The following is a 24,548-nucleotide window of genomic DNA, read 5'->3' as shown; positions in this document are numbered from 1 at the left end:
TGCCCGGCCGGGCACCCCCTTCAGGCGTCGGCCCGCAGCGGCGGCACGGCGGGCACCTCGATGGCGCTGTCGAGGTCGTCCTGGGTCAGCTTGAAGAGGTCCGGGTAGGCGTCGCGCCGGGTGCGCCGGGCGGGCTCGCTGGTGCGCCAGGTGTAGAGGCACCGGTCGCACTGGAGCACGTCCCAGACGCCGGGCACGGGCGAGGTGGCGAGCTGCGAGACCGCTTCGAAGGCGCAGCGGGGGCAGTCAAGGGGCTGGTCGGTCACGGGAGTCGGGCCTTTCTGGAGACGGGTGAGGCGGGCTCAGCGGCGGGCGGCGATGAGCCGTTGCAGGCGGGCCGCCCACTCGGCGGTCTCGGGCAGGTCCTTGGCGGGGGTGGAGAAGTTGCCGCGGACGTCGGGCGCGACCGGGGTGGTGGCGTCGATGATCATCTTGCTGGTGATGCCGGCGGGCTGGGCGGCGGGCGCGAGTTCGAGGACCGAGAGGTTCGGGATGACCACGACGTCGTCCTTCGGGTTGACCTTCGCGGACATCGCCCACATGACCTGCGGCAGGTTGAAGGGGTCCACGTCCTCGTCGACGACGATCACCTGGGCGACGTAGCCGAGCCCGTGCGGTGTCGTCATCGCGCGCATGCCGACAGCCTTGGCGAAACCGCCGTACCGCTTGGCGGTGGAGATCACCACCATCAGCCCGTGGGTGTACATGGCGTTGACGGCCTGCACCTCGGGGAACTCGGCGCGCAGCTGCTTGAGCAGCGGGACGCAGGTGTTGGGCCCGACGAGGTAGTCCACCTCGGTCCACGGCATACCGAGGTAGAGCGACTCGAAGACGGGGTTCGTCCGGTACGAGACGCGGTCCACGCGGATGACCGGCATCCGGCGCCCGCCGGAGTAGTGGCCGGTGAACTCGCCGAAGGGGCCCTCTATCTGACGGGTGCGGGACTCGATGACGCCCTCGATGACGACCTCGCTGCCCCAGGGCACGTCGAAGCCGGTGAGCGGCGCGGTGGCGATCGGCGCGGGCGCCCCGCGCAGCGCGCCGGCCATCTCGTACTCGCTCTGGTCGTACGCCATCGGCATCCCGGCGACGATCGCCATCACGGGGTCGTTGCCGAGGGTGATGGCGATGGGCAGGTCCTCGCCCACCTCCTCGGCCTTGCGCAGGTGCTGGGCGACGTCGTGCATGGGGACGGGCTGGAGGGCGAGCCGGTCGCGGCCGATGACCTGGATGCGGTAGGTGCCTACGTTCTGCTTGCCGAAGTTCTCCGGGTCCTCGGGGTCGCGGGAGACGACCGCGGCCTTGTCGAGGTAGAAGCCGCCGTCGCCGTCGTTGAGGCGGAACAGCGGCAGGACGGTGAAGAGGTCGACGTCCGCGCCCTGCTGGGTGTTCTCGCGCCAGGGCGCGTCCTCGCGGCGTTCGGGCGCGACGGGGAAGGCGTCCCAGCGGCGGGCGAACTCCTCGACCTGGTCCTTGACCGGCGTGTTCCTGGGCAGGCCGAGGGCGAGCGCGTGGTTGGCCCAGGAGCCGTGCACGTTCAGCGCGATGCGGGCGTCGGTGAAGCCCGTGACGTTGTCGAAGTAGAGGGCGGGGGCGTTCTCGCCGATGCGGCCCGTCGCGTTGGCGGCGGCCGCGAGGTCCGGTTCGGGCAGGACCTCGTCGGTGATGTGCAGCAGCTGGCCTTCCTGGTCCAGGGTGGCGAGGAAGCTGCGCAGATCGTCATGGGCCATGGTGCGTTCCTTTGTGCGGTACGGGAGTTCAGGCGGCGTCACAGGAGGCGGCGCGGGCCGCGCGCATGCCGGCCCAGCGCCGGGCGGCGGGCGCGGGCAGCTCGAACTGGTCGAGGATGCGTGCCGTGACGTGGTCGACGATGTCGTCGACGCTGCGCGGGTGGTTGTAGAAGGCGGGCATGGGCGGCACCAACTGCACGCCCATCCGCGCGAGTTCGAGCATGTTCCGCAGATGGATCTCGCTCAGCGGCGTTTCGCGCGGGACGAGCACGAGCTTGCGGCGCTCCTTGAGGACGACGTCGGCGGCGCGCGCCACGAGCCCTTCGGCGTAGCCGGTACTGATGCCCGCGAGGGTCTTCATGGAGCACGGCACGATGACCATGCCGTCGGTGCGGAACGAGCCCGAGGAGATGGTGGCGCCCTGGTCGTCCGGGTGGTGCGTGACGTCCGCGAGCGCGGTGACCTCGGCTGCGGACCGGCCGGTCTCCAGCTCGATCGTGGTGCGCGCCCACCGGGAGAGGACCAGATGGGTCTCCACGTCCGGCAGCTCGCGCAGATTCTCCAGGAGCCGGACACCGAACGGTGCTCCCGTCGCCCCCGTCATGCCGACGACCAATCGCACAGAACCTCTCCTCACCCGTCGCTGACCTGTGCTTTCACGCTAGGGCGCGGGACGGCCGGGGCAGCGGTACGCTCGGGACTCGGCATGGGGAGAAACGGACAGAAAGCGCGGACCGGTCCGGGCGCGGACGTCAGGGAGCTGGCGTACACGCCGAATGTCGGCGCGCCCTCCGGCGTCGAGCTGGTCGAACTCGCCGGTCTGTACGAGCGGGCCCGGCGGCACGGGAACGACCCCTATGTCCCCTCGCGCCCCGCCTTCCACCAGCTGATCGGCGCCCGGGACCGGCCGGTGCGGATGTGGGTGGACTTCGTCGAGCAGGAGCTGCGGCCCGGGTCGTGGCTGTGGATCCGGCCGGGGCAGGTGCAGCGGTTCGGCCCGGGACTGGCGGCGGCGGACGGGGTGATCGTGCTCTTCCAGCCGGGTTTCCTGCCGCCCGCGACCGTCTCGGCCGCGCACCTGGATCCGCCCTACGAGCAGCGTCCGCTGACGCCGCGCGGGCCCGACGCCGAGGCGGTGGACCGGGCCCTCGACCACCTGCGCCACGAGTACGGGGCGCTGGCCGCGCTGCCGCTGCGGGCCCACACCGAGGTGCTGCGCGCCCTGCTGTCGGTGCTGGTGGTGCGGCTGGCGGCGGTCCGCGACCCGGCGCCGGACAGGACGGCGGTCTCCGGCACGTTCCGCCGGTTCCACGCGGCCGTCGAACGGGATCACGCGGTGACCCGGCGGGTGGAGGAGTACGCGGCGGCGCTCGGCTACAGCCCGCGGACGCTGACCCGGGCGACCCTCGCCGCGACCGGCCGCACCGCGAAGCAGTACATCGACGACCGGGTGCTGCTGGAGGCGAAGCGGCTGCTGTGGCACAGCGGCCTGCCGGCCCGCGAGGTGGCGGCGCGGCTCGGCTTCGCCGATCCGAGCGACTTCACCAAGTTCTTCCGGCTGCGGGAGGGCGAGACGCCCGGGGCGTTCCGGGCGGGACCGGCACAGCGGATCGTCTAGAGCAGGACCGGCGTGAGGTCGGGGCCGTCGCCGGTGTCGTACGCGTCCTCGTCGAAGGGGTAGAGCGGCCGCTCGACCCGGTGGTGGCCCAGGCGCGGCAGGTCCTGGTCGACGCCGCCCGGGGTGAGCGCGAGCAGCCAGTCGGCGGCCATGTCGTACAGCTCCGGCTCCAGGTAGCCGATCTTGACGACGACGAGGTCGTACGTGCGCGGGTCGATGCCGAGGCCGCCGTCGGCGGGGCCGGTGAAGTCGGCGAGGGTGTGGAAGGGCTTGCGGCGTTCGACCAGGATCACGGTGAGGCCGCCGGCGCGGACGGCCGCCATGTCGACGCCGCGGTCGTAGGCGCCGCCCTCGGCCCGGTCCTTCTGGTCGGTGGCGCGCTGCAACGCCTCGACGGTGCCGGTGAGTTCGTAGGGGCCGCCGTGGTTCTTGTCGACCTTGCCGCCGACGGAGAGCGTGACGCGCGCGCCGACGCCGGCGGCGAAGCAGGCGGCGACGGCGGCCGGGTCGGTGATGCCCGGGTGGACGGCGGTGACCCGGCCGCCGCGGATCGCGTCGTGGGCGAGGAGCTTGTCCAGCATGTACGCGAGGTCACCCGCGCCACCGGCCGTCGGGTTGTCGCCGGAGTCGCTGATGAGGAAGGGCCGCTTGTCGGAGGCGACGGCCTGCTCGATGCACTCCTCGGCGCTGCCGGTCGGGCCGACGAAGACGAAGTCCTTGCGGGCCTCCCAGTAGCGCCGGGCCAGCGACTCGGCTTCCCGTGCGGCCAGTTCGGCGTCCTCACCGGTCACGACGATGGCGGCTTTGCAGCGCGGCTCGTCGGCCCAGGCGTAGCCGACCCACATCGCGGCGTCGAGGATGCCGTCCTTCTTCTCGATCTCGGCGAGCGCGGCGTACAGGGACTTGGCGGGTTCCAGGCGGGTGCTGGTCTTCTCGCCGGGGAGCAGGACCGGGACCTGGACCCAGGCGCGGTGCGGGCGCACGCCTTCGCGCAGACAGCGCACGAGGTTGCGGGCGGCGCGCACGCGGGTCTCCCAGGCGTCCTCGTGCGGGGCGAGGCGGTGGGCCGTGAGCAGGTCGACCGGTTCGGCGAACCGGCGTGAGACGTTGCCGTGCAGGTCCATGGCGGCGGAGAGCAGAGGTCGGCCGCCGCCTGGGGTGCCGGCGTGGTCGAGCGCGGCGCGCACGGCCTCGGTCAGGTCGCCCTCGGCGTCGGTGAGGCCGACGACGCTCATGGCGCCGTGGATGTCGTACACGAGCCCGTCCAGCGGGCCCGCTCGCCGGATCCGGGTGACCAGTTCGTCCTTGAGCGTCAGGTACGACGCGGCTTCGACCGGGCCGCCGGGCAGCGAGGTCGCGTGCAGCAGCGGCACCCATTCCACGAGGGCGGCGAGGTCGCTCTCCGGCCGGGTCCACGTGTAGCGGTCGAGCAGCTCCTGGCCGCGGGTCTGGCGGAAGTCGTCGGCGGTGGAGCGGTGCGGGCAGAACGTGGAGGACTCGATGCCGATGCCGCCGATGCCGATACGCAGGCGGCGCCGGGGTGCGGGGGTGGTGCCGGTCATGCGGGGGCGCTCTCTTCCTGAGGTGCGGTGGTCCGCGGTGCGGGGCTCCGCGGCGGGGTGGGCCGGAGCGCGGGGGCGGTGGCCGAGAGATTCTGGTGCAGCGCCGTCAGGCCCGCTCCGAGCAGGCCCGCGTCGGGGCCCGCGGTCGTGGTGGTGATCTCCAGGTCGGCGGTGGCGAGCGGCAGGCAGCGCTCGTAGAGCACGCCGCGGACGGCGGCGACCAGGGGTTCGGCGGTGGCGAGGACGCCGCCGAGGGCGACGGCCTGCGGGTTGAAGAAGTTCACGACGACCGACAGGACGGTGCCGATGTGGCGTCCCGCGGTCCGTACGAGGGTGGTGGCGACGGGGTCGCCGTCGGCGACGAGCTGGAGGAGCGCGCCGGTGTCCGCCACCTCGGTCCCGCGCGCGGCGAGTTCACGGATGAGGGCGGCGCCGCTGGCGACGGTCTCCAGGCAGCCGATGTTGCCGCAGCTGCACGGCCGCTCGCCCGCCGCCTCGACCCGTACGTGGCTGATGTCGCCGGCGCTGCCGGTCGCGCCGTCGTGCGGCCGGCCCGCGACGACGATGCCGCTGCCGATGCCGCGCCCCGCCTTGACGACGACCATGTGGTCCAGGTCGGGCCGGGTGGTGCGGTGTTCGCCGACGGCCATCATCGTCGCGTCGTTGGCGACGGTGACCGGCATGCCGAGCCGCTCGGTGAGGACGTCGCGCAGCGGGAAGCGGTGCCAGCCCGGCATGCGCGAGGGGCTCAGGACCCGGCCGTCGGCGGGCGCCACCGGGCCGGGGAAGGCCACGCCGAGGGCCCGGACCGTGCGCCCCGCCTCGCGCTGTCCCGCCGCGAGCCGGGCCACCTGCGCGCAGAGCCAGTCGACGGCGGACTCGGGGCCCGCGGTGATGTCGTGCGGCAGGTCGACGGCGTCGTGGACGGCGGCGCCGAGGTCGACGGCGCCCAGCCGGGCGTGGTGGCTGCCGAGGTCGGCGGCGAGCGCGACGCCGCCCTGCGCCTTGGCCCGCAGGAGCCGGGGCCGGCGGCCGCCGCGCGAGGCGCCCTCGCCGGACTCGGTGAGCACGCCGGCCGCGACCAGCTCCTGCACGCGCAGCGAGACGGTCGAGGGGGCGAGCCCCAGCTCCCGTACGAGATCGGCCCGGGAGGACGCGGCGCCGGACAGGACGAGCCCGAGTATGTGCTGCGCCGAACCCGGTTCGCCGTCGTGCGCTGTGTCGGCCATGCCGCCCCCTGGTCGCCTTGCTTCCGTGCGTTCGGTCGCTTGGTTCGATGAGTTGCTTCGGTACCGGACGGAACAGTAGCCGTGGCCGAACCAAGTTGACCAGGGTCTCCGGCGGATTGCCGCACTTTCCGAATGAACCTATTGACTTGATTCGAACGGCCGCCTTACGTTGCGGGCGCCCTCCGTCGATCTGTGGCACGGAGCAGGCTCCTGTTCCCTTGGAGGCCCTTCGGCATGCGTTCCCTCAGGTCAACGGCGTCCGCCGCGCTCGCCCTCGCGGCGTCGCTGGTGGCGCTCACCGGCTGCACGCACGAGGGCGGCCGGATCGCGATGGGACCCACCGGCGGCACCCCGGTCGAGGGCGGCACGGCCACCATGGCGCTGCCGCCCGCGGCCACGCCCAACTGGATCTTCCCGATCGGCGCCCCCGGATACGGCGGCTCCTACAACTACGCGATCCAGACACTTCTGTACCTGCCGGTCTATGACGCGGTGCAGGAGAAGGGCGAGCTGACCACCACCGGGCCCGGCACCCTCGGCCTGAAGCCGGCGTACAGCGACGGGAACAGGACCGTCACCGTGCCGCTGCGCTCCGGGGTCAGGTGGTCCGACGGGACGGAAGTGACCGCCCGCGACCTGGAGTTCTGGTTCAACCTCGTCAAGGCGAACAAGGCCGAGTGGGGCAACTACTCGGTCGGCACGATGCCGGACAACGTGAAGAAGTTCGAGGTCGTCGACGACCACACGGTCCGCCTCCGCCTCGACCGCGCCTACAACCCGGACTGGTTCACCGCGAACCAGCTGTACCTGCTGCGCGCACTGCCGCAGCACGCCTGGGACGCCACCGAGGACGGCGGGAGGACCGGCGACTTCGACCGGACGACGCAGGGCGCCAAGGCGGTCTTCGCCCGGCTCCAGCGGCACGCGAAGAGCCTCGGCTCCTACGGCAGCGACCCGCTGTGGAAGACCGTCAACGGGCCCTGGAAGCTGGCGGGCTGGCGGGACACCGGGCAGGTGACGATCGTCCCGAACGAGAAGTACACCGGACCGCAGTCCGAGCGCCCGCACCTCGACAAGGTCGTCTTCAAGCCGTTCACCACCGCCGACTCGGAGTACAACGTGCTGCGCTCCGGCGGCGTCGACTACGGCTACATCCCGCCGTCGGTGCTGGCGCAGAAGGAGAAGTTCCAGGCCAAGGGGTACCGCGTCGACCCGTGGGAGGGCTGGGCGGCGACCTACATCGTCTACAACTTCAACTCCCGGCACGCGGGCCCGGCGATGAGCCGGCTGTATGTCCGGCAGGCGATGCAGCACCTCGTCGACCAGGACGCGATGAGCAAGGTCATCTGGCAGGGCAGCGCGACGCCGACCCTGGGCCCGGTGCCGGTCACGCCCAAGAGCCAGTACCTGTCGAAGGAGATGGAGCACAACCAGTACCCGTTCTCCGTCGGCAAAGCCAGAGCGCTGCTGTCCGCGCACGGCTGGAAGACGGTCGACGGGACGGCACGCTGCGTGCGGCCCGGCACCGGCGCCGACGCGTGCGGCCGGGGCATCGAGAGGAACGACCCGCTGGAGCTGACCCTGCTCTCGCAGTCCGGCTCGACCGAGACGACCAACATGATGCAGGAGCTGAAGTCCTCGCTCAGCAAGGCGGGCATCGACCTGACCGTGCGTCAGCAGCCGCTCAACTCGGTGCTCGGTAATTCGGTGCCCTGCACGGCGAAGGACTCCGGCTGCGACTGGGACATGTCGTTCTTCGGCACCGCCGGCAGCTGGTACTACCCGCTCAACCCGAGCGGCGAGCAGCTCTTCTCGACCGGCGCGTCCGCCAACTTCGGCAACTACAGCGACAAGAAGGCCGACCGGCTCATCCGGGCCGTGCAGTACGCGCCCGACATGACGGCGATCCACGCGTACGGCGAGTATCTCGCCGAGCAGCTCCCGGTGATGTGGATGCCCAACCCCGCCTACCAGGTCTCCGTCGTCCGCAACGACCTGCGGGGCATCGAACAGAACCCGACGGTCACGTTCGCGCCGCAGCACTGGTACTTCGTCAAGAACGGCAAGCACGGCAACCACGCAGAGAAGGGGGCCGCGAAGTGACCGGCTTTCTGGTCAAACGCTTCCTCCAGGCGCTCGTCGTCCTGTTCCTCGTCTCGGTCATCGTCTTCACCCTGCTGCACCTGCTGCCGGGCGGACCGGCCCGCGCCATCCTCGGCCCGAAGGGCACCCCGCAGCAGATCACGCACTTCAACCACCAGCAGGGGTACGACCGTTCGCTGCCGACGCAGTACTTCATGTACCTGAAGCGGCTGTGCACCGGCGACCTCGGCGACTCGTACAAGCTGAACTCGCCCGTCTTCGACCTGCTGAAGCAGCGGCTGCCCAAGACGCTGCTCCTCACCGTCCTGTCGACGGTGCTCGCGGTCGTCATCGCGGTCCCGCTCGGGCTGCTCCAGGCGGTGCGGCGCGGCAAGGCGTCCGACTACGCCCTGACGGGTCTCGCTTTCCTGCTGTACGCGACACCGGTGTTCTTCCTCGGCCTCATCATGATCATCCTGTTCGCGCAGGTGCTGCCGGTCTTCCCGGCGGAGGCGCCACAGGGCGAGACCATCGGTCAACTGCTGGGCGACTTCTCAGGGTTGGTCCTGCCGGTCGTGACGATGGCGTTCGGCATCGTCGCCATGTTCAGCCGCTACATGCGCTCCGCGGTCCTGGACAACCTCACCGAGGACTACGTGCGCACGGCGATGGCGAAGGGCCAGTCGAACCGCCGGATCATGGTCAGGCACGTGCTGCGCAACGCGCTGATCCCGCTCGCCACCCTCCTCGGCCTCTACCTGCCGACCCTGTTCAGCGGCGCCCTCGTCGTCGAGTCGATGTTCAACTACCCGGGGATGGGGCTGCTGTTCTGGAACGCGGCGCAGGGCTCGGACTTCCCCGTCCTGCTCGGCGTGACCCTCGTCGTCGGCGTCGCGACCGTCCTCGGCTCGCTGCTCACCGACATCCTGTACGCCGTCCTCGACCCCCGGATCCGGAGCGTGGCATGAGTACCGCGGTGACTTCCCCGACGCCGGGGCCGGAGGAGGCCGCGCAGGCCACGCCCTCCCTCGCCCGCCGCACCCTGCGCGTGTTCACCGGCAACAGACTGGCACTGAGCGGTGTCGTCCTGCTCGTCCTCCTGCTCGCCTTCTGCTACCTGGGCCCGCTGGTGCACCCCACCGAGCAGGTCCACACCGACCTGGCGCAGGCCAACCTCGCGCCGGGCAGCGCGGGGCACCTCCTCGGCACCACCGACCTCGGGTACGACATGGTCGGCCGGCTGATGATCGCGGGGCGGACCTCGCTGGAGATCGGTCTCGCGGCCGGGCTGCTCGCCACGCTCTTCGGGACCGTGTACGGCGCCGTCGCCGGGTACTTCGGCGGCTGGGCCGACGCCGCGATGATGCGCGTCACGGACGCCGCGCTCGCCATCCCCGCGATGTTCCTGCTCGTCGTGGTCGCCGCGATCATCACGCCCAGCAAGGGCGTCCTCATCCTGATCATCGCGGGCGTCGCCTGGCTCTCCCCCGCCCGCCTGGTGCGCGGCGAGGCGCTGTCGCTGCGCGACCGGGAGTACGTCCAGGCGATGCGGATGATGGGCGGGGGCGGCACGCGCGCGGTCTTCACGCACATCGTGCCCAACGCGATCGGCACCGTCATCGTCAACTGCACGTTCCAGATCGCCGACGCCATCCTCTACGTCAGCTATCTCGCCTTCCTCGGCCTGTCCATCCCGCCGCCGTCCGCCGACTGGGGCTCGATGCTCTCCGCCGGCATCACCTACACGCAGAACGGCTACTGGTGGCTGATCTTCCCGCCGGGATTCGCGATCGTCCTCGTCGTCGCCGCGTTCAACTTCGTCGGCGACGGGCTGCGGGACGCCTTCGAAGTGCGGCTGCGCAGGTGAGAGCCGGTCTGCGACCGCACCGGACCACAGGATTCGCACGGGATCTAGGGAAGCTGACATGACCGAGCCTCTGCTCAGGATCGACGACCTGCGGGTCGACATCGCCACGCGCGAGCGCACCGTCCACGCCCTCGACGGCATCTCACTGGAGCTCGCGCCCGGCGAGGCACTCGGCATCGTCGGCGAGTCCGGCTGCGGCAAGACGATGACGGCGCTGAGCGTGCTGGGCCTGCTGCCGCCCGGCGGCGCCGTGACCGGCGGCCGGATCCTCTTCGACGGGCACGATCTGGCCGCCGCGCCCGCCCCCGTCCTCCAGGACGTCCGCGGCAACACCATCGGCATGGTCTTCCAGGACCCCCTGACGTCCCTGAACCCGACGATGACGATCGGCGCCCAGGTCGCCGAACCGCTCCTGCTGCACCGGGACGTCACGAAGAAACAGGCGTGGGCGCGGGCCGAGGAGACCCTGCGCCTGGTCGGCATGCCGCAGCCGGCCGAGCGGATGACGGCCTACCCGCACCAGCTGTCCGGCGGCATGCGCCAGCGCGTCGCCATCGCCATGGCGCTGGTCTGCGAGCCGAAGCTGCTGATCGCGGACGAACCGACGACCGCCCTGGACGTGACCACGCAGGCCCAGATCCTGGAACTCGTCGACGACCTGCGCGCCCGGCTCGGCATGGCGATGATCCTGGTCACACACGACCTCGGCGTCATCGCCAGCCGCGTCGACCGGGTGGCGGTGATGTACGCGGGCAAGGTCGCCGAGGAGTCCGGCGTACGCGACCTGTTCGCACGGCCCCGGCACCGCTACACGGAGGCGCTGTTCGCGGCGCTGCCCGAGCGGGCCGCCGACCACGCCACCGAACTGCACACCATCGCGGGCCTGCCGCCGAGCCTGACGGTGCGCCCGACGGGGTGCCGTTTCGCGCCGCGCTGCCTGTTCGCGACGGACGAGTGCCGCACGCGCGAGCCGGCGCTCGCCGAGGACGAGGTGCGGGGCGCGGGGCACCGGTTCGCGTGCTTCCACCCCGTGCCCGAGGTGCCCGCGGCGGCGCCGGACGAGGTGGTGGCGCCCGCGCCGCTGCCCGCCCCGCGCACGGCCGGCGACGACGTCCTGGTCGAAGTGGCCGGCCTGGTCAAGGAGTTCCCGCTCAAGGGCGGTCCGTTCACGCGCTCCAGGGGGACGGTCAGCGCGGTCGGCGGGGTGTCCCTCACGGTGCGCAGGGGGGAGACGTTCGGCGTGGTCGGCGAGTCCGGCTGCGGCAAGACGACGCTCGGCCGGATCGTGGCGGGCCTCGAGGAGCCGACCGCCGGGACCGTCCGCTTCGAGGGGCGCGACCGCGCGGGGCTCTCCCGGGCCGAGCGCCGCGCGCACCGCAGGCGCGTCCAGCTGATGTTCCAGGACTCGACGGCGGCGATGGACCCGCGCATGCGGGTCGGCGCGATCCTGCGCGAGCCGCTCGTCATCCAGGGCGTCGGCAGCCGCGAGGAGCAGGAGCGGCTGATCGGTGAGCTGCTGGACGCCGTCGGGCTGCCGCGCGGGGCGGTGCAGCGCTATCCGCACGAGTTCTCCGGCGGCCAGCGCCAGCGTCTCGGTCTGGCCCGGGCGCTGGCCCTCTCCCCGGACCTGGTGGTGGCGGACGAGCCGGTCTCCGCGCTCGACGTGTCGGTGCAGGCTCAGATCCTCAACCTGATGCGGGAGCTGCAACGCGAACGCGGCCTGACCTATCTGTTCATCTCGCACGACCTGGCCGTGGTCCGCTACCTCGCCGACACGGTCGGGGTCATGTACCTCGGCAAGCTGGTCGAGGCGGGCCCCGCGGAGCGGGTCTACGCCGCGCCGCTGCACCCGTACACGCGCGGGCTGCTCGACACGGTGAACGTCCCGGACCCCGAGGCGGACGCCGGCGGCACACCGCTGGCGGGCGAGACCCCGTCGGCGGCACGGCCTCCGTCCGGCTGCCGGTTCCGCACCCGGTGCCCGATCGCCCAGGAGGTCTGCGCGACGGCCGAGCCGCCGGTCTCGCGCCCCGGCGCCCCGGACCACCAGGTGGCGTGCCACTTCCCGCTGGGGGTCGCGGTGCCGGCCTGAGCTGCGACACAACCGCATGAAGCGGCCATTGTCAGAGGCGGGGTGCAGACTGACGGACACCTGGAGACAACGGCGTTTCGGAGGTGTGCGGCATGACGGACGTACTGCTGGCGGTGGGTACCCGCAAAGGGCTCTTCCTGGGGCGCAGGCGGGCCCACGGGCCCTGGGAATTCGACGAGAGTCCGTACTTCAACGCGCAGGCGGTCTACTCCGTCGCGCTCGACACCCGGGCGCCGACGCCCCGGCTGCTCGTCGGCGGGGACAGCGCGCACTGGGGGCCGTCCGTCTTCCACTCGGACGACCTCGGCCGCACCTGGACCGAGCCGGCCTCGCCCGCCGTCAGATTCCCCAAGGACACCGGGGCCTCCCTGGAGCGGGTCTGGCAGCTGCACCCGGCGGCGGCCGAGCCGGACGTGGTGTACGCGGGCACCGAGCCCGCGGCGCTGTACCGCTCGGCGGACCGGGGCGAGTCGTTCGAACTGTGCCGCCCGCTGTGGGAGCATCCGACGCGCTCCCGGTGGGTGCCGGGCGGCGGCGGTGAGGGGCTGCACACGGTCCTCACCGACGCGCGGGACCCGCGCGCCCTGACGGTGGCGGTCTCCACGGCCGGGGTGTTCCGCTCGGCGGACGGCGGCGCGAGCTGGGCCCCGGCGAACTCCGGGGTCTCCGCCGTGTTCCTGCCCGATCCGGATCCGGAGTTCGGGCAGTGCGTGCACAAGGTGGCGCGGGACGCGGCCGACCCGGACCGGCTGTACCTGCAGAACCACTGGGGGGTGTACCGCAGCGACGACGCGGGCGGCAGGTGGACCGACATCGGCGCGGGACTGCCCTCGACGTTCGGCTTCGGTGTCGCCGCGCATCCGCACCGCGGCGGCACGGCGTACGTCTTCCCGATCACCGCGGACTCGGACCGGGTCCCGGCCGGCCGCCGCTGCCGGGTCTATCGCACCCAGGACGCCGGACGGAGCTGGGAGCCGCTCACCGCGGGGCTGCCTGCGGGCGCTCACTACGGCACGGTCCTGCGGGACGCGCTGTGCACGGACGACGCGGACCCGGCGGGTGTGTACTTCGGCAACCGCAACGGCGAGGTGTACGCCTCGCACGACGACGGCGACAGCTGGCGGCAGGTGGCGTCCCACCTGCCGGACGTGCTGTGCGTGCGCGCCGCCGCCGTGGGGTGAGGCCGCGTCTCCTCTAGGGCAGGCGCCAGTCGACGGGTTCGGCGCCCAGACCGGTCAGCAGGTCGTTGGTGCGGCTGAAGGGGCGGGAGCCGAAGAAGCCGCGGTCCGCCGACATCGGCGAGGGGTGCGCGGACTCGATCGCGGGCAGTTCGCCGAGCAGGGGACGCAGATTGCGCGCGTCCCGGCCCCACAGCACCGAGACGAGCGGCCGGCCCCGGGCGACCAGGGCGCGGATCGCCTGCTCGGTGACCTCTTCCCAGCCCTTGCCGCGGTGGGCGCCGGGCGAGCGCGGGGCCGTCGTCAGCGCCCGGTTGAGCAGCAGCACGCCCTGGCGCGTCCAGGGTGTGAGGTCGCCGTTGGAGGGGCGGGGCAGGCCGAGGTCGGCGTGCATCTCCCGGAAGATGTTCTCCAGGCTGCCGGGGAGCGAGCGCACCTCGGGCGCGACCGCGAAGCTCAGTCCGATCGCCATTCCCGGTGTGGGATACGGGTCCTGACCGACGATCAGCACCCGGACGTCGTCGAAGGGCTGCTGGAAAGCGCGCAGTACGTTCGCCCCGGCCGGCAGGTAGGTACGGCCGGCGGCGATCTCGGACCGCAGGAAGTCCCCCATGGTCGCGATGCGTTCGGCCACGGGCTCCAGGGCCTTCGCCCAGCCCGCTTCGACAAGTTCGTTCAGAGGTCGTGCTGCCACGACGCGTCACTCTACTGCCCCGCGGCGGCCGTCCCCCCGACGGGGACCGCCCCTGGACGCGCGGGGGCCGGACGGCGCTAGTCTTCCTCCTCGTCCGCCCTGCGCACGAGACGGCAAGGGCAGGAGCAGACGGGAAGAAGGGGTGTCGGGTGCGTCCGGTGAACGAGCGGCCGGCTGCCGGGACGGCGGCGGACGCGGCGAGCTGGGTGCTCGGCGTCGACTCGGGCGGCTCCGGGCTGCGGGTCGCGCTCGCACCCGCCGACCGCCTGGGCGAGGCCGCGCGCACCGCCTCCCGTGAGCCGGTCCGCACCGTGACCGCCGGCATCGACCCGGCGCATCTGCTGGAGCAACTGCTGCCGATGGCGCGGGAGTTGCTGGACGCGGCGGGCGTATCGGCGCCCGCCGCCGTCGCGGTCGGCGCCGCCGGGATGGCGACCCTCGGCGACGGTCTGCGGGCCGCGCTGCCAGAGGCCCTCCGGCGTGAACTGGGGGTGTCCCGGCTCGCGTTGGCCGGGGACGCCGTCACCGCGTACGCGGGCGCGCTGGGCCAGCGGCCCGGTGCGGTCGTCGCCGCGGGCACCGGCCTGATCGCCCTCGGCACCGACCTCGCCACCTGGCGCCGGGCCGACGGCTGGGGGCATCTGCTCGGCGACAGCGGGGGCGGCGCGTGGCTCGGCCGGGCCGGTCTCGACGCGGCGATGCGGGCCTTCGACGGGCGGCGCGGGGGCAGCGCGGCGCTGCTCGCCCGCGCCGAGGAGCGGTTCGGGCCCGCGGGTGAACTGCCCGGCCGGATCTACCCGCGTACCGACCGGCCCGCCGCGCTGGCCTCGTTCGCCCCGGATGTGGCCGGCTGCGCGGCGCACGACCCGGTCGCCGCCGGGATCCTGCGCGCCGGGGCGCGGCACATCGCCGAGGCGGCGGCAGCGGTCTGCCCGGCGGGCGGCGGGGACGTCGCTCTCACGGGCGGTCTGTTCAAGATCGGCGAGCCGCTGCTCGCTCCGCTCCGCGAGGAACTGGCCGCACTGCTCCCCGGTGCCACCGCGCGCACCGCCGCGGGCGACCCGCTCCACGGCTCCCTCGTCCTCGCCGGGGCACTCGCCTCGGGCGGCCTGCGGCTACCGTGCGAGGGGCGGCTGCTGTACGTCCCGTAGGGCCCCGCACCCCTGCGGACCAGGACACTTGTGCCATCCGTGACTGAACGGACAATCGCGGACGGATACCGCTCAGCTGGCCCCTGACCGAGCAGCGGGGCGCGGCGAGCCAGTAGCATGCGGCCGCATGAGCTCCCCCAACGGGCCCGCTTCCGGCCTGCCTGTACGAATGCCGCGACCTCGCCAGCCCGGACGCCACCGTCGTCCGGAACCCGTGGCCGCTCCCGAGGGCGCACCGGCCCTCGTGCTGGCCGTGCCCGGCACGCCCAGCGCCGCGACGCGCATGCTCGCCGACGAGGTCGTGAGCATCGCCAGGTCCGAGCTGCCCGGCCTGGACGCGCGCGTCGGCTTCGTCGACGGGGAGACGACCGACTTCCCGGTCTCCGCCGAGTTCCCCTCCCTCGCCTCCGTGCTCGCGCACGCCGCGAAGGAGCGCACCGACCGCTTCGAGCGGGCCGTCGCCGCGGGAGTCGAGGCCACGGCGCCCCAGGGCCCCGTCGCGGTCGTCGTGCCGCTGCTCGCGGGCCCGGACAGCGCGCTGCTGCGCCAGATCCGCCAGTCCCTCGCCGACAGCCGCGTCGCCGCGGAGCTGACGGACGTCCTCGGCCCGCACCCGCTGCTGGCGGAGGCGCTGCACGTGCGGCTGTCGGAGGCCGGTCTGGCCCGTGCCGACCGGGCCCGCCTCTTCACCGTGGCGACCGCCGCGGACGGCATCATCCTCGCCTCGGTGGGCGGCGAGGAGGCCGCGCAGGCCGCCGGGATCACCGGGATGCTGCTCGCCGCGCGGCTCGCTGTGCCGGTGATCGCCGCCGCGCTGGACGAGGAGGGGGCCATCGCCGCGACCGCGGAGCAGCTGCGGGGCTCCGGCTCCCAGCAGCTGGCGCTCGCGCCGTACCTCATCGGGCCCGAGCTGGACCCGAGCGTGTGGGAGGCCGCCGCCAAGGACGCGGGGTGCGCTGCCGCGGAGCCGCTCGGGGCGTATCCGGCGATGGGGAAGCTGGCGCTGGGGAAGTACACGGCGGCGCTGGGGATCACGCCCCAGCCGGTTGCCTCCGGCGGTTGAGCCGTGCTGCGGCGGGCCCGGGACTTGGTGTCCCGGGCCCGCTGTCGTTCGGCCCTGGTTGTCAGCGCGCCCTGAAAGATTGTCCTCAATCGCCGGACGGGCTGGGAGTTTCGGCGGACGTGGCTGGGAGTTTCGGCGGACGGGCTGGGAGTTTCGGCGGACGTGGCTGGGAAGCTTGGCCAGCGCGGGATGGGAAGTGTCAGCGAACGGGCTGGGAGTGTCGCCCGGCGGGCTGAGAGTGTCGCCCGCGGGGTGGGAAGCATCGGCGGGCGGGACAGGAGATTCGGCGGGCCGGGTGGGAGTGCTGGGAGGCGTTAGCTGAAGACGATGCAGGACGGGGCCGGGGTGCGCAGGGAGGCGGTTCTCGTGGGGGTGCCTGACTGCGGGTCCAGGGAGAACCAGGTGATGTCGCCGGAGCGCTCGTTCGCCGCGTAGAGGTGCCGGCCCGAGGGGTGCAGGGCCAGGTCGCGGGGCCAGTGGCCGCCGCAGGGGGTCGTCGAGACGAGGGTCGGGCGGCCGCCGGTGGCGTCCAGGGCGAAGTGGGAGATGACGTCCTCGCCGCGGGTCGCGGTCCACAGGAAGCGGCCGTCGGGGGCGACGACTACCTCCGAGGGGAAGGCGTCCCCGCGCGGGGCGTCGGCCAGGACCGGCAGCTCCGTGAGCGGCTTGAGCAGCCCGGCCGTGGCGTCCCACGCGCAGACCGTGAGGGTGGGGGCGAGTTCGTTCAGGACGTACGCGTGGCTGCCGGACGGGTGGAAGGCCAGGTGGCGCGGGCCCGAACCGGGGCGCAGGGCGGTCTCGTGGTGGACGGTGAGCCGGCCGTCGGTGAGGGAGCAGACGCGGACCGAGTCGGTGCCGAGGTCGACACTGACCAGCCAGGCGCCGCTCGGATCCGGCAGGACCTGGTGGGCGTGCGGGCCCTGCTGTCGCTGCGGGTGCGGGCCCGAGCCGGTGTGCCGCAGCACGTCGCGGCCGACCGGGTCCAAGGTGCCGTCGGCGCGCAGCGGGAGCGCGGTGACGCTGCCGGAGCCGTAGTTGGCGGTGAGCACGTGCCCGCCCCACCGGGACAGATGCGTGGGCCCCTCGCCGTCGACGGGGGCGGGCTTGCCGGCCGGCGTCACGGGTGTGGTGTCCGTGCGGAAGGCGGTGACCGATCCCTCCGCGGTCTCGCTGACCGCGTAGAGCAGGTCACCCGCGAGCGCCAGGTACGAGGGGTCGGGTGTGGTGTCCGTGGCGGCGAGGAGCGTCAGCGAACCGTCCACGGCGTCCACGGACGCCGTGGTGATGCCGGGTCCGCCCGCCGCGGTGAACGATCCGATGTAGGCGCGCCCTGACTGTCTGCCGGTCACTGCTTCCCCTTTCGGCCTGCGGGCCGGTGCCCGCGCGCCGACCGTAGCAGTGGGTCCGCACCGGACCGTGTCAGGGCGGGCCACCCGGGGAGGAGCTACGCGCCGAGGCTCGCGCGCCGGTCTCCGCGCAGCGGTACGGCGAGCTCGACGAGGGCCTGTTCCAGGGCGTGCAGGTGGGCCAGGACGGGTTCGGCCTCGGCCGTGCGGGGCGCGGCGTCCACGCGCGAGTACGGGGCGGGGGCGGTCAGCGCTTCGACGGCGCTCTCCACGCGCCAGCAGGCGGCGGCGAGCCGGGCGTCGTGCGAAGCCTCCGGGTCTGCGGCGACCGAGGCGAGCCCGCGCACCTCGCGCGCGCAGTCGTCGAGCAGGGCGAGCACCTGCCGGGCCCGGCCCTTGCGGGCCCGCAGCGGAGTGAGCGGGTGCACGAGCGGGGCCAGGGACAGGCGTACGCGGCCGAGCAGGGCCTCCAGTTCGGCGACGCGCGGGGCGGGGTCGGCGCCGGCGTCCCCCGCGAGCCGGGCGGCGGCCTCGGCGGTGCAGGCGTGCACGCACCGCAGGGCGCGTTCGACCCAGGCGTCGGTGACGGAGTGCGTGGTGACGGGCAGGACGAGGAGCACGGCGAGGACGGCGCCCAGCGCTCCGACGGCCGTCTCCGCCACCCGCAGGGCCAGCAGCGCGGGATCGAGGACGCCCAGGAGCCCGTACAGCATGCTCGCCATGAGGGTGACGGAGAGCATCATCCAGGTGTAGGAGACGGCGGCGGTGTAGAAGATGCCGAAGACACCGGCCGCGATCACCAGGGCGGCGGCGACGGGCTCGTCGTGCAGCGGCACGGCGACCAGGAAGCCGAGCACGATGCCGAGCAGGGTGCCCAGGAGCCGCCGGAAGCCGCGGACCAGGGTCTCCCCGCGCGAGGTGGTGTTGACGAAGACCCACCAGGTGGCGCCGACCGCCCAGTACCAGCGCTGGTCGGACAGGAGCTGTCCGGCGGCGAGCGCGAAGCCCGCGCCCGCGGTCGCCTGCACGGCCTGCCGGGTCGTGATGCGGGCGAGGCCCCGGGCGGCGGCGGGCTGGGGCACGGCGGCGGGCGGCGGGGCGCCGCGCTCGTAGCACCACGCCCCGAACCGCACGGCGGCGGCGGTGGCGAGCGACAGCAGCACCGCCGCGTACAGCTGCGGCAGCTGTCCGGGGGTGGTGTGCAGGAACTGTGCGGCGAAGTAGGTCATGAAGGCGAACACGCCCAGCGCATGGCCGCGCGGCCCCCAGCGCCGCGCATACACGCCCGCTCCGACGACGGCGAGGAAGACCAGGTCGCGGGCGAGGGGCTCGGCGTGCAGCAAGGCCGCGAGCGCCAGCACCGGGAGGCCGGCGACCGGCAGCAGCGCCGTCGTCACCGCTTGGCCGCGGACCGTCGCGTCGGTCACGGTGAACAGGGCGAGCAGCGCGGCCAGGCCGCCCGTGACGGCGGCCGTCAGCCCGTGTCCGGCCACGCCGCACACCGCCACGGCGCCCGCGATCCCGAGGACCGCCCGGCTCGCGAACCGCAGTCGCGCCCGGCCCGGGTCCGGCGCCACGAAGGCCCTCTTCAGCACGGTGTCCCACCCCTCCCGCACCTCAGGTGCACCGCGACCGGCGTCGCGGTATGAGTCCCGACATGAGTAAGGCGCCACGGAGATCCCAGGGGATCCGCGACGCCATCGACCCGGCCATCACAACACCTGTGAGGCTGGTGGTTCAACTGGGGACGGAAAGGCTGAGCCATTGGCCCGGTGGACGCGGTCTCCGGACGGCCGGTGGAGGGCCAACGGACCAGGTGGGCGGCCCGGGGTCAGGCCACGTGCGGGCCGCCGAGGTAGCTGCCCGCGCGGTCGTAGGGCCAGGCGTTGGCGGTGCAGCCGTGCAGGCCCTTGATCTGCTGCATCATCGCGGGAGCGGGCCGGCCGGCTCCCGGGCACGTCTCGTGCCCGTGTCCGATGCGGTGGCCCACCTCGTGGTTGACGATCAGGGCGCGGTACTCCCCGATCGGCCCGTCGAACTCCGGTGAGCCGGCCACCCAGCGCCGCAGGTTGACGACGACCGACTGCCCGACGCTGCAGTTGACCTCGCCGCCGGTGTCCAGGCCCGCGGAGCCGCAGAGGCAGTCCACCGTGTGCGGGGTCGCGATCTTGACGACGAAGTCCCGGGGGCCCGAGCCGACGAGCTGGAAGGAGTCGGCGCCGTCGTGGCTCCAGCCGCGCGGGTCGCCCAGGATGCCCGCTATCTCCCGCGCGGCGTCGTCGGCCCGGATCCCGATGCCGTCCTCGACCAGCACCTTGTAGCGCCGCAGCCGGTGCCCCGTGCCGGCCACGGCGCCGCCGCCGCGCGCCACGGCGAAGGTGCCGGGCCCGACCACCGGCAGCACCCCCGGCGCGGCGCCGGTCAGCGCCCCGCCCGCGCCGTCGCCGGGCCGCTCCCCCGCCCGTACGCAGCGGGCGACGGCGAGTTCCCTGGTGTGCTGCCAGTAGGCGTACGCGCCGCCGCTCGCGCAGAGCACGGCGGCGAGCACCGCGCACGGCAGCAGCAGGTGCGTCAGGCGTCTTCGTGCCTTCCCGGCGCGCCGTGCTCCCTGCCGTCGGCGTCCTCGGTTCACTCCGCCCCCCTGGATCGTGGACGCTCCGATCCTGCCACCCGGTGCGTTCCGGACCCCGGCCGCCCCGGGCGGTTCAGCCCTCGCCGCTCGGCACCACGCATTCGACCGGCTGTGCGTGGCCCCTGGGCCAGCCGAGGCCGACGAAGTCGACCTGGCGGGTGCGGGGGTCGAGCTCCACCACGGCGACGGGCTTGTCATAGGCGTTGCCCGCGTTGGTGAGGCAGATCCAGCCGCTGGTCCCCACGACGCGGTGGCGGGCCTCCAGGCGCGGCCACTGCGCGGTGATCCGGCGCAGCGGCGGGATGGTCCCCTCGGTCTGCGCATTGGCGAGGAAGACGGCCGCGGCGATGGTGCTGACGCCGTCGTGGACCAGCATGGTGCGGGAGTCGTCGAGCCGCACGGGGCCGATCTCGCCCGCGGACCTGCGCTGGATCAGCCGGCGCAGGTCGGTCAGTTCGCTCTGGGGTTCCGTGAGGTAGGCGGGGCGCGTTCTGGGGTCGTGGTGCTTGCGGTCCCACGCGCGCAGCGCCGCGTCCCAGGCACCGGGGTGGCCGGGGGCCGTGTACTGGACGGTCACGGTGGGCTCACCGGCGCCGCTGCCGCCGCGCAGGGTCCGCCAGTCCTCGTCCGACAGGTAGCGGTTGAGGGTGGCGGAGCCGGAACCGCTGACGATCGTGTACTTCTTCCCGTGGCAGGAGGTCTCGGCGAGCTTCAGGGCGAACAGGCGCAGGTGCACCGGGCGGCCGGCGAAGTACACGTAGTGCGCGCCGGAGACGCAGAGGTTGAGGCTGATCTCCCTGAAGTCGTTGCCGGTGTCGCCGAGTTCGGTGATGGCGGGCGAGCGGAAGGGCTGGTCCTTCGGGCCGGGCGGGCCCTCCTCCTTGTGGCTGAACGCGCGGGCCAGGGAGGCGTTGTAGATGTCGCCCGGCCGGGTGTCCTTGACGAGGACGGTCTCCGCGTCCTTGAGGCCGCCGTGGAAGTCGGCCAGGGCCGCGGCCTGGTCGGTGTTGGTCGGGATGATGCGGGCCAGGCCGGGGTAGGGCTGCTGGTCCTGGCCGGGTTCGGGGTTGGCCGGGTCGTCGCCGCTGATGCGGCTGGCGAGGACCGGGATGCCCAGCTCCTTCGTCAGGCGGGTGATGGCCGTCTTGGTCTCCTTCAGGCTCAGGTTGAAGCCGGTGACGGCCCGCAGGTTCTCCCGCTTGTCGTGCGCCATGGCCTCCAACTGGTCGACGACCTTGGCCTGTTGCCCGTAGTCGCGACCGGGGTTGGCGAGGACCAGCCGCAGCAGCGGCGCCTGTTCGGTGCGGTTCGCACGGTACTGGGCGAGGTAGGCGCCCTGGATCTCGCTGCGCAGCTGCGCGCGCTCGGCGTCCAGTCCGGGGTGCAGGGGCAGCACCATGGCAACGGTCACATGGGGTTTGTCCCCGACGAACGTCTCGTTCTCCTTGCCGATCGCCCGGGCCACGGCGGTGATCTCGTCGGTGCCGAAGTCGTAGCCGGTGCCGTTGGCGCCGATGCATTCACCCGCGCTCTTCTCGACCCCCGTGGCGCAGCTCTCCGGCCCCTTCGGACCGGGCCAGAGCAGGACGGCGGCGACGGTCACCAGGGCGATCCCGCACACTGTCAGGCTCCGCCTCCACAGCGTCGCCCAGAAGACGACGTACAACGAGTCCCACACCTTGGCCCACCCCTCCTCGTCGCGTCCGGTCCGGTCCGGTCAGCCGAATCCGATGTGCTGGGTGCACGCGCAGCGCTTCAGCGGCTGCCGTGCGTCGGCCCGGTCGCCCCATTCACGGGCCACCCGGGCGAGCTGTTCAGCGCCCTCGGCCGCCTTGTCGGCGTCCACCCCGTAGGGGCCCAGGCCCGCCAGGGCCTCGTCCGCGAGGTGGGCCAGCCGTTCACTGAGGCCGCCCAGTTCGTCCCGGAGCACGCCGGGCACGGTGTCGGCGAGCGGCCAGGTCCGCTCGCCGCTCAGCCAGGCCGCGTTCAGCAGCCGGTGGATCCTGCGGCGCTGAGCGTCGCCCGGCACGTGGATCTCGCCGTGCGCGTGGTCCAGGCGCCGGTCGTCCCGGCCGAGCAGCGGCGCGTCGGCGATGGCGAGCAGCTCCTCGCACCACGCGCGCGCGGGGCGGGTCAGGAAGGCGTCCGAGAGGTAGCGCGTGACGTGTTCGGTGCCGTCGGAGGCGAGCAGATGGTGCATGCGGTGGGCGGCGGCGGTGCCGAACCGGGCGTCCGGGTGGTCGTCGCCGAGGTCGCGGTAGTGGCCTTGCAGGACGGCGTGGGCGGTGTGCCAGGCGCCGCCGTCCGGCCGCAGGCGGTACAGGCGGCGCATCAGCAGCCGGCGCAGTCCGAGGTCGCCGATGAAGTGCCGGGGGCAGGGCGGCCAGCCGCTGTCCTCCAGGAGTTCGGCGGCGCGGTACGCCGTCAGCGGGTGCGCGCGGCCCTCCTGCGCGACCCGGAGCACGGCCTGGGCGCACTCGGCGTCGTGGGCGACCGAGAGGTGGCTGAGCAGGTCGAGCCAGTGCCCGCGGTGGGCGGGCGGCAGTTCCTCCGGGTGCTGCCGGACGACGAGTTCGTCCAGGAGCACGTCGGCCACCGGCCGGTCCTGGGTGTGTTCGGTGGCGGGCAGCCGGCCGTCCAGGAGGGACCAGTCGGTGCACACCTCCCACTCCTGCGCGGGCAGGGCCGCGGTGGCCTCGCCGAGCCGGGTCACGACCAGCGGCCGGCCGGCGCTGAGCCGGTGGATGCCGGTGTTGATCCGGGAGCGGGCGGCGTGGCCGAGGCCGACGAGGCCGCCGTGCCTCTCCTCGTTCGCGGTGCGCTGTTCGTCGCGGGTCAGCCGGGGCATCCGCACCAGCAGCACGCCGCGCCACAGCGGCGCCCCCTCGGGGTCGGTGCCCGCGGGGCGCTCCCACTGCGGGAGGCCGCCGGTGGCGGCGTTCCACACCGCGGGGGCGGCCGGTTCGCGGCCGGCGTGGTAGAGGAAGCGGCCGCCGTCCTCGCGCCGGGCCGTCGCCAGGATGACGAGGCGGTCGTGGCGTTGCCGCTCCCGGTCCTCCAGGACCGGTCCGAGCAGGTGGCGGCCGAGTTCCGTGTCGGCGTGGTCGATCAGGAGCACGGGGCGGCCGGAGCGAGCGACCCGGCCGCGCACCGAGCGGTGCGCGGCCTCGATGTCGGCGCGCAGGGCCCGGAACAGAAAGCCCTCCGCGACCCGCCGGGACTCCCCGCCCCGCTGGAAGTCGGCGGCGAGGCCGCGCAGCCCCGATCTGGGCTGGCCGCCGGCGCCGGGGTACGTCCCGTAGAACTCGGTGAGGGTCTTCCGGCCGTCGGCGGAGGCGCGGGCCAGCAGCCCGTCGATCAGGGCGTTGACGAACGGGCCGAGCACCGGGGCGGTGACCAGGCCCGCGAGGAAGCCGGCGTAGTTCCGCACCGTGCCGCGCAGCACTCCGCGCCAGAACGCCGCCGGGGGCAGCAGTTCGTCGAGCCGGCGCACCTCGCGCACGAGGTCGTTCGCGGCGGCCCGGGCGTCGCTCGCGGTCACGGCGGCGAGGCCGGCGTACAGCCGCGGGACCGGGACCGGCCCGCCGTCGCCGTCCCAGTCGTGGTAGTCGAGGGCCACTTTGCGCAGGACCTCGGTCATCTCCGAACGGGTGCGCAGGGGTGCGTCGGGCGGGACGCGCAGGTCCGCGGCGGCGCAGTCCACGTACGCGACGGGGACCCGCGGCTTGAAGTGTCGCTGGACGCAGGCGAGCAGCCGTCCCTTGCCCATGCCGGGCCCGCCGACGAGCAGCACCACGGGCAGGTCGGGGCCGAACAGCGGTTCCCTGTTGCGTCCGGTCCGCGTCCGTCCGACGAGCCTGGCGACCAGGCCGTCGTGCCCGAGCAGCGTGTCGAATCCGAGATCGTCCCCCACAGGCCCCTCAGCCCCCGGCGCTCAGCCGTCCCTGATCGGATCTTCGTGCAGTGGCGTCAGGTTAGCGAACACATGCGACATGTACACCACATTGGCGCGACGCCGCGCGTTCCGGGCCGGGTGACCGGGCTGAGGGGGCCGGTCCCGGACCGGCCCCCCTCAGCGCGCGCCGGCGCCTCAGGCCGTCTCCCACCACACGGTGGTGTCGGCGGGCAGTTCGACGGAGCCGTCCTCGACCGCGACCGGACCGGAGGAGAGCAGCACCCGGCCGGGCGCGGGAAGGCGGGCGGGGCTGCCGGTGGTGTTGACGGTGCAGGCGAAGCCGGGCCGCTCGAAGTGGAGGAGCCCCTCGGGGGCGTCGTCGCGCCACCGCACGTCGGCGCCGGCGCCG

General features: G+C 73.6%; 20 protein-coding genes. 8 read left to right on the top strand and 12 right to left on the bottom strand.

All coding sequences use genetic code 11. The features are described from left to right. Window positions 1-20: 20 nt before the first annotated feature. Genes ABZY33_RS28665 through ABZY33_RS28655 form a run of 3 tightly spaced genes read right to left on the bottom strand, consistent with a single transcriptional unit; the run spans window position 21 to window position 2,352 of the window. The gene (locus ABZY33_RS28665; protein WP_356494587.1) at window positions 21-266 is read right to left on the bottom strand and encodes a non-oxidative hydroxyarylic acid decarboxylases subunit D; all 246 of its coding nucleotides are present in this window, start codon (window positions 264-266) and stop codon (window positions 21-23) included. Between the two features lie 36 nt (window positions 267-302). After that, on the bottom strand, window positions 303-1,730 hold the full coding sequence (locus ABZY33_RS28660; protein ID WP_356494586.1) for a non-oxidative hydroxyarylic acid decarboxylases subunit C: 1,428 nt from the start codon (window positions 1,728-1,730) through the stop codon (window positions 303-305). Window positions 1,731-1,758: 28 nt separating this feature from the next. Further along, window positions 1,759-2,352, bottom strand: a complete 594-nt coding sequence (locus ABZY33_RS28655) for a non-oxidative hydroxyarylic acid decarboxylases subunit B (protein WP_356494585.1) — start codon at window positions 2,350-2,352, stop codon at window positions 1,759-1,761. An 84-nt stretch (window positions 2,353-2,436) separates the two neighbouring features. Here ABZY33_RS28655 and ABZY33_RS28650 point away from each other — a divergent pair, with 84 nt between their 5' ends. Beyond that, window positions 2,437-3,348 (top strand): helix-turn-helix transcriptional regulator, encoded by a 912-nt coding sequence (locus tag ABZY33_RS28650; protein WP_356494584.1) that lies wholly within the window; start codon window positions 2,437-2,439, stop codon window positions 3,346-3,348. Here the strand turns inward: ABZY33_RS28650 and ABZY33_RS28645 are convergent. After that, window positions 3,345-4,910: a M81 family metallopeptidase gene (locus ABZY33_RS28645; protein WP_356494583.1), complete on the bottom strand. Its 1,566-nt coding sequence runs from the start codon at window positions 4,908-4,910 to the stop codon at window positions 3,345-3,347. The genes ABZY33_RS28650 and ABZY33_RS28645 overlap by 4 nt on opposite strands. Then, window positions 4,907-6,139 (bottom strand): ROK family transcriptional regulator, encoded by a 1,233-nt coding sequence (locus tag ABZY33_RS28640; RefSeq protein ID WP_356494582.1) that lies wholly within the window; start codon window positions 6,137-6,139, stop codon window positions 4,907-4,909. Before ABZY33_RS28640 ends, ABZY33_RS28645 begins: the two co-directional genes overlap by 4 nt. Before the next feature lie 234 nt (window positions 6,140-6,373). Here ABZY33_RS28640 and ABZY33_RS28635 point away from each other — a divergent pair, with 234 nt between their 5' ends. The 5 genes from ABZY33_RS28635 (at window position 6,374) to ABZY33_RS28615 (ending at window position 13,361) form a co-directional block, all read left to right on the top strand. Next, window positions 6,374-8,242: a peptide ABC transporter substrate-binding protein gene (locus tag ABZY33_RS28635; RefSeq protein WP_356494581.1), complete on the top strand. Its 1,869-nt coding sequence runs from the start codon at window positions 6,374-6,376 to the stop codon at window positions 8,240-8,242. Then, complete coding sequence (locus tag ABZY33_RS28630) at window positions 8,239-9,189, top strand: ABC transporter permease (RefSeq protein ID WP_356494580.1); 951 nt, start codon at window positions 8,239-8,241, stop codon at window positions 9,187-9,189. The genes ABZY33_RS28635 and ABZY33_RS28630 overlap by 4 nt, the downstream gene beginning before the upstream one ends. Beyond that, window positions 9,186-10,088 (top strand): ABC transporter permease, encoded by a 903-nt coding sequence (locus ABZY33_RS28625; RefSeq protein ID WP_356494579.1) that lies wholly within the window; start codon window positions 9,186-9,188, stop codon window positions 10,086-10,088. Before ABZY33_RS28630 ends, ABZY33_RS28625 begins: the two co-directional genes overlap by 4 nt. Before the next feature lie 58 nt (window positions 10,089-10,146). Further along, a complete protein-coding gene (locus ABZY33_RS28620; RefSeq protein WP_356494578.1) occupies window positions 10,147-12,180 on the top strand; it encodes an ABC transporter ATP-binding protein in 2,034 nt (677 codons plus the stop codon). Window positions 12,181-12,272: 92 nt separating this feature from the next. Further along, window positions 12,273-13,361 (top strand): exo-alpha-sialidase, encoded by a 1,089-nt coding sequence (locus ABZY33_RS28615; RefSeq protein WP_356494577.1) that lies wholly within the window; start codon window positions 12,273-12,275, stop codon window positions 13,359-13,361. 13 nt (window positions 13,362-13,374) lie between these two features. Here ABZY33_RS28615 and ABZY33_RS28610 read toward each other — a convergent pair whose 3' ends face one another. Beyond that, window positions 13,375-14,052, bottom strand: a complete 678-nt coding sequence (locus tag ABZY33_RS28610) for a uracil-DNA glycosylase (protein WP_356494576.1) — start codon at window positions 14,050-14,052, stop codon at window positions 13,375-13,377. 158 nt (window positions 14,053-14,210) lie between these two features. Between ABZY33_RS28610 and ABZY33_RS28605 the strand changes: the two genes are divergently transcribed. Together ABZY33_RS28605 and ABZY33_RS28600 are read left to right on the top strand one after the other, a co-directional pair. Next, the gene (locus ABZY33_RS28605) at window positions 14,211-15,203 is read left to right on the top strand and encodes a BadF/BadG/BcrA/BcrD ATPase family protein (RefSeq protein WP_356494575.1); all 993 of its coding nucleotides are present in this window, start codon (window positions 14,211-14,213) and stop codon (window positions 15,201-15,203) included. A gap of 127 nt (window positions 15,204-15,330) precedes the next feature. Continuing rightward, a complete protein-coding gene (locus tag ABZY33_RS28600; protein ID WP_356494574.1) occupies window positions 15,331-16,266 on the top strand; it encodes a hypothetical protein in 936 nt (311 codons plus the stop codon). 314 nt (window positions 16,267-16,580) lie between these two features. On the opposite strand, the gene ABZY33_RS28595 is transcribed toward ABZY33_RS28600, so the two are convergent. The 6 genes from ABZY33_RS28595 to ABZY33_RS28570 all read right to left on the bottom strand — a co-directional run. Further along, entirely contained in the window at window positions 16,581-17,615 is a 1,035-nt protein-coding gene (locus ABZY33_RS28595; RefSeq protein ID WP_356494573.1) for a lactonase family protein, read from the bottom strand. A 95-nt stretch (window positions 17,616-17,710) separates the two neighbouring features. After that, window positions 17,711-19,207: an FUSC family protein gene (locus ABZY33_RS28590; protein WP_356494572.1), complete on the bottom strand. Its 1,497-nt coding sequence runs from the start codon at window positions 19,205-19,207 to the stop codon at window positions 17,711-17,713. A gap of 236 nt (window positions 19,208-19,443) precedes the next feature. After that, on the bottom strand, window positions 19,444-20,244 hold the full coding sequence (locus ABZY33_RS28585; RefSeq protein WP_356494571.1) for a DUF3152 domain-containing protein: 801 nt from the start codon (window positions 20,242-20,244) through the stop codon (window positions 19,444-19,446). 73 nt (window positions 20,245-20,317) lie between these two features. Further along, window positions 20,318-21,922, bottom strand: coding sequence for an amino acid ABC transporter substrate-binding protein (locus ABZY33_RS28580; RefSeq protein WP_356494570.1), 1,605 nt, complete (start codon window positions 21,920-21,922; stop codon window positions 20,318-20,320). Window positions 21,923-21,961: 39 nt separating this feature from the next. Beyond that, window positions 21,962-24,157 carry a hypothetical protein gene (locus tag ABZY33_RS28575; protein ID WP_356494569.1) on the bottom strand — a complete coding sequence of 732 codons (2,196 nt, stop codon included), beginning with the start codon at window positions 24,155-24,157 and terminating at the stop codon, window positions 21,962-21,964. Window positions 24,158-24,334: 177 nt separating this feature from the next. Beyond that, window positions 24,335-24,548 (bottom strand): DUF3459 domain-containing protein (locus ABZY33_RS28570; protein ID WP_356494568.1); only part of this gene is annotated, 214 nt, incomplete at its 5' end.

Source organism: Streptomyces sp. NPDC006552 (assembly GCF_040611655.1).
Lineage (GTDB): Bacteria > Actinomycetota > Actinomycetes > Streptomycetales > Streptomycetaceae > Streptomyces.
This window is presented reverse-complemented; position numbering and strand designations above follow the sequence as displayed.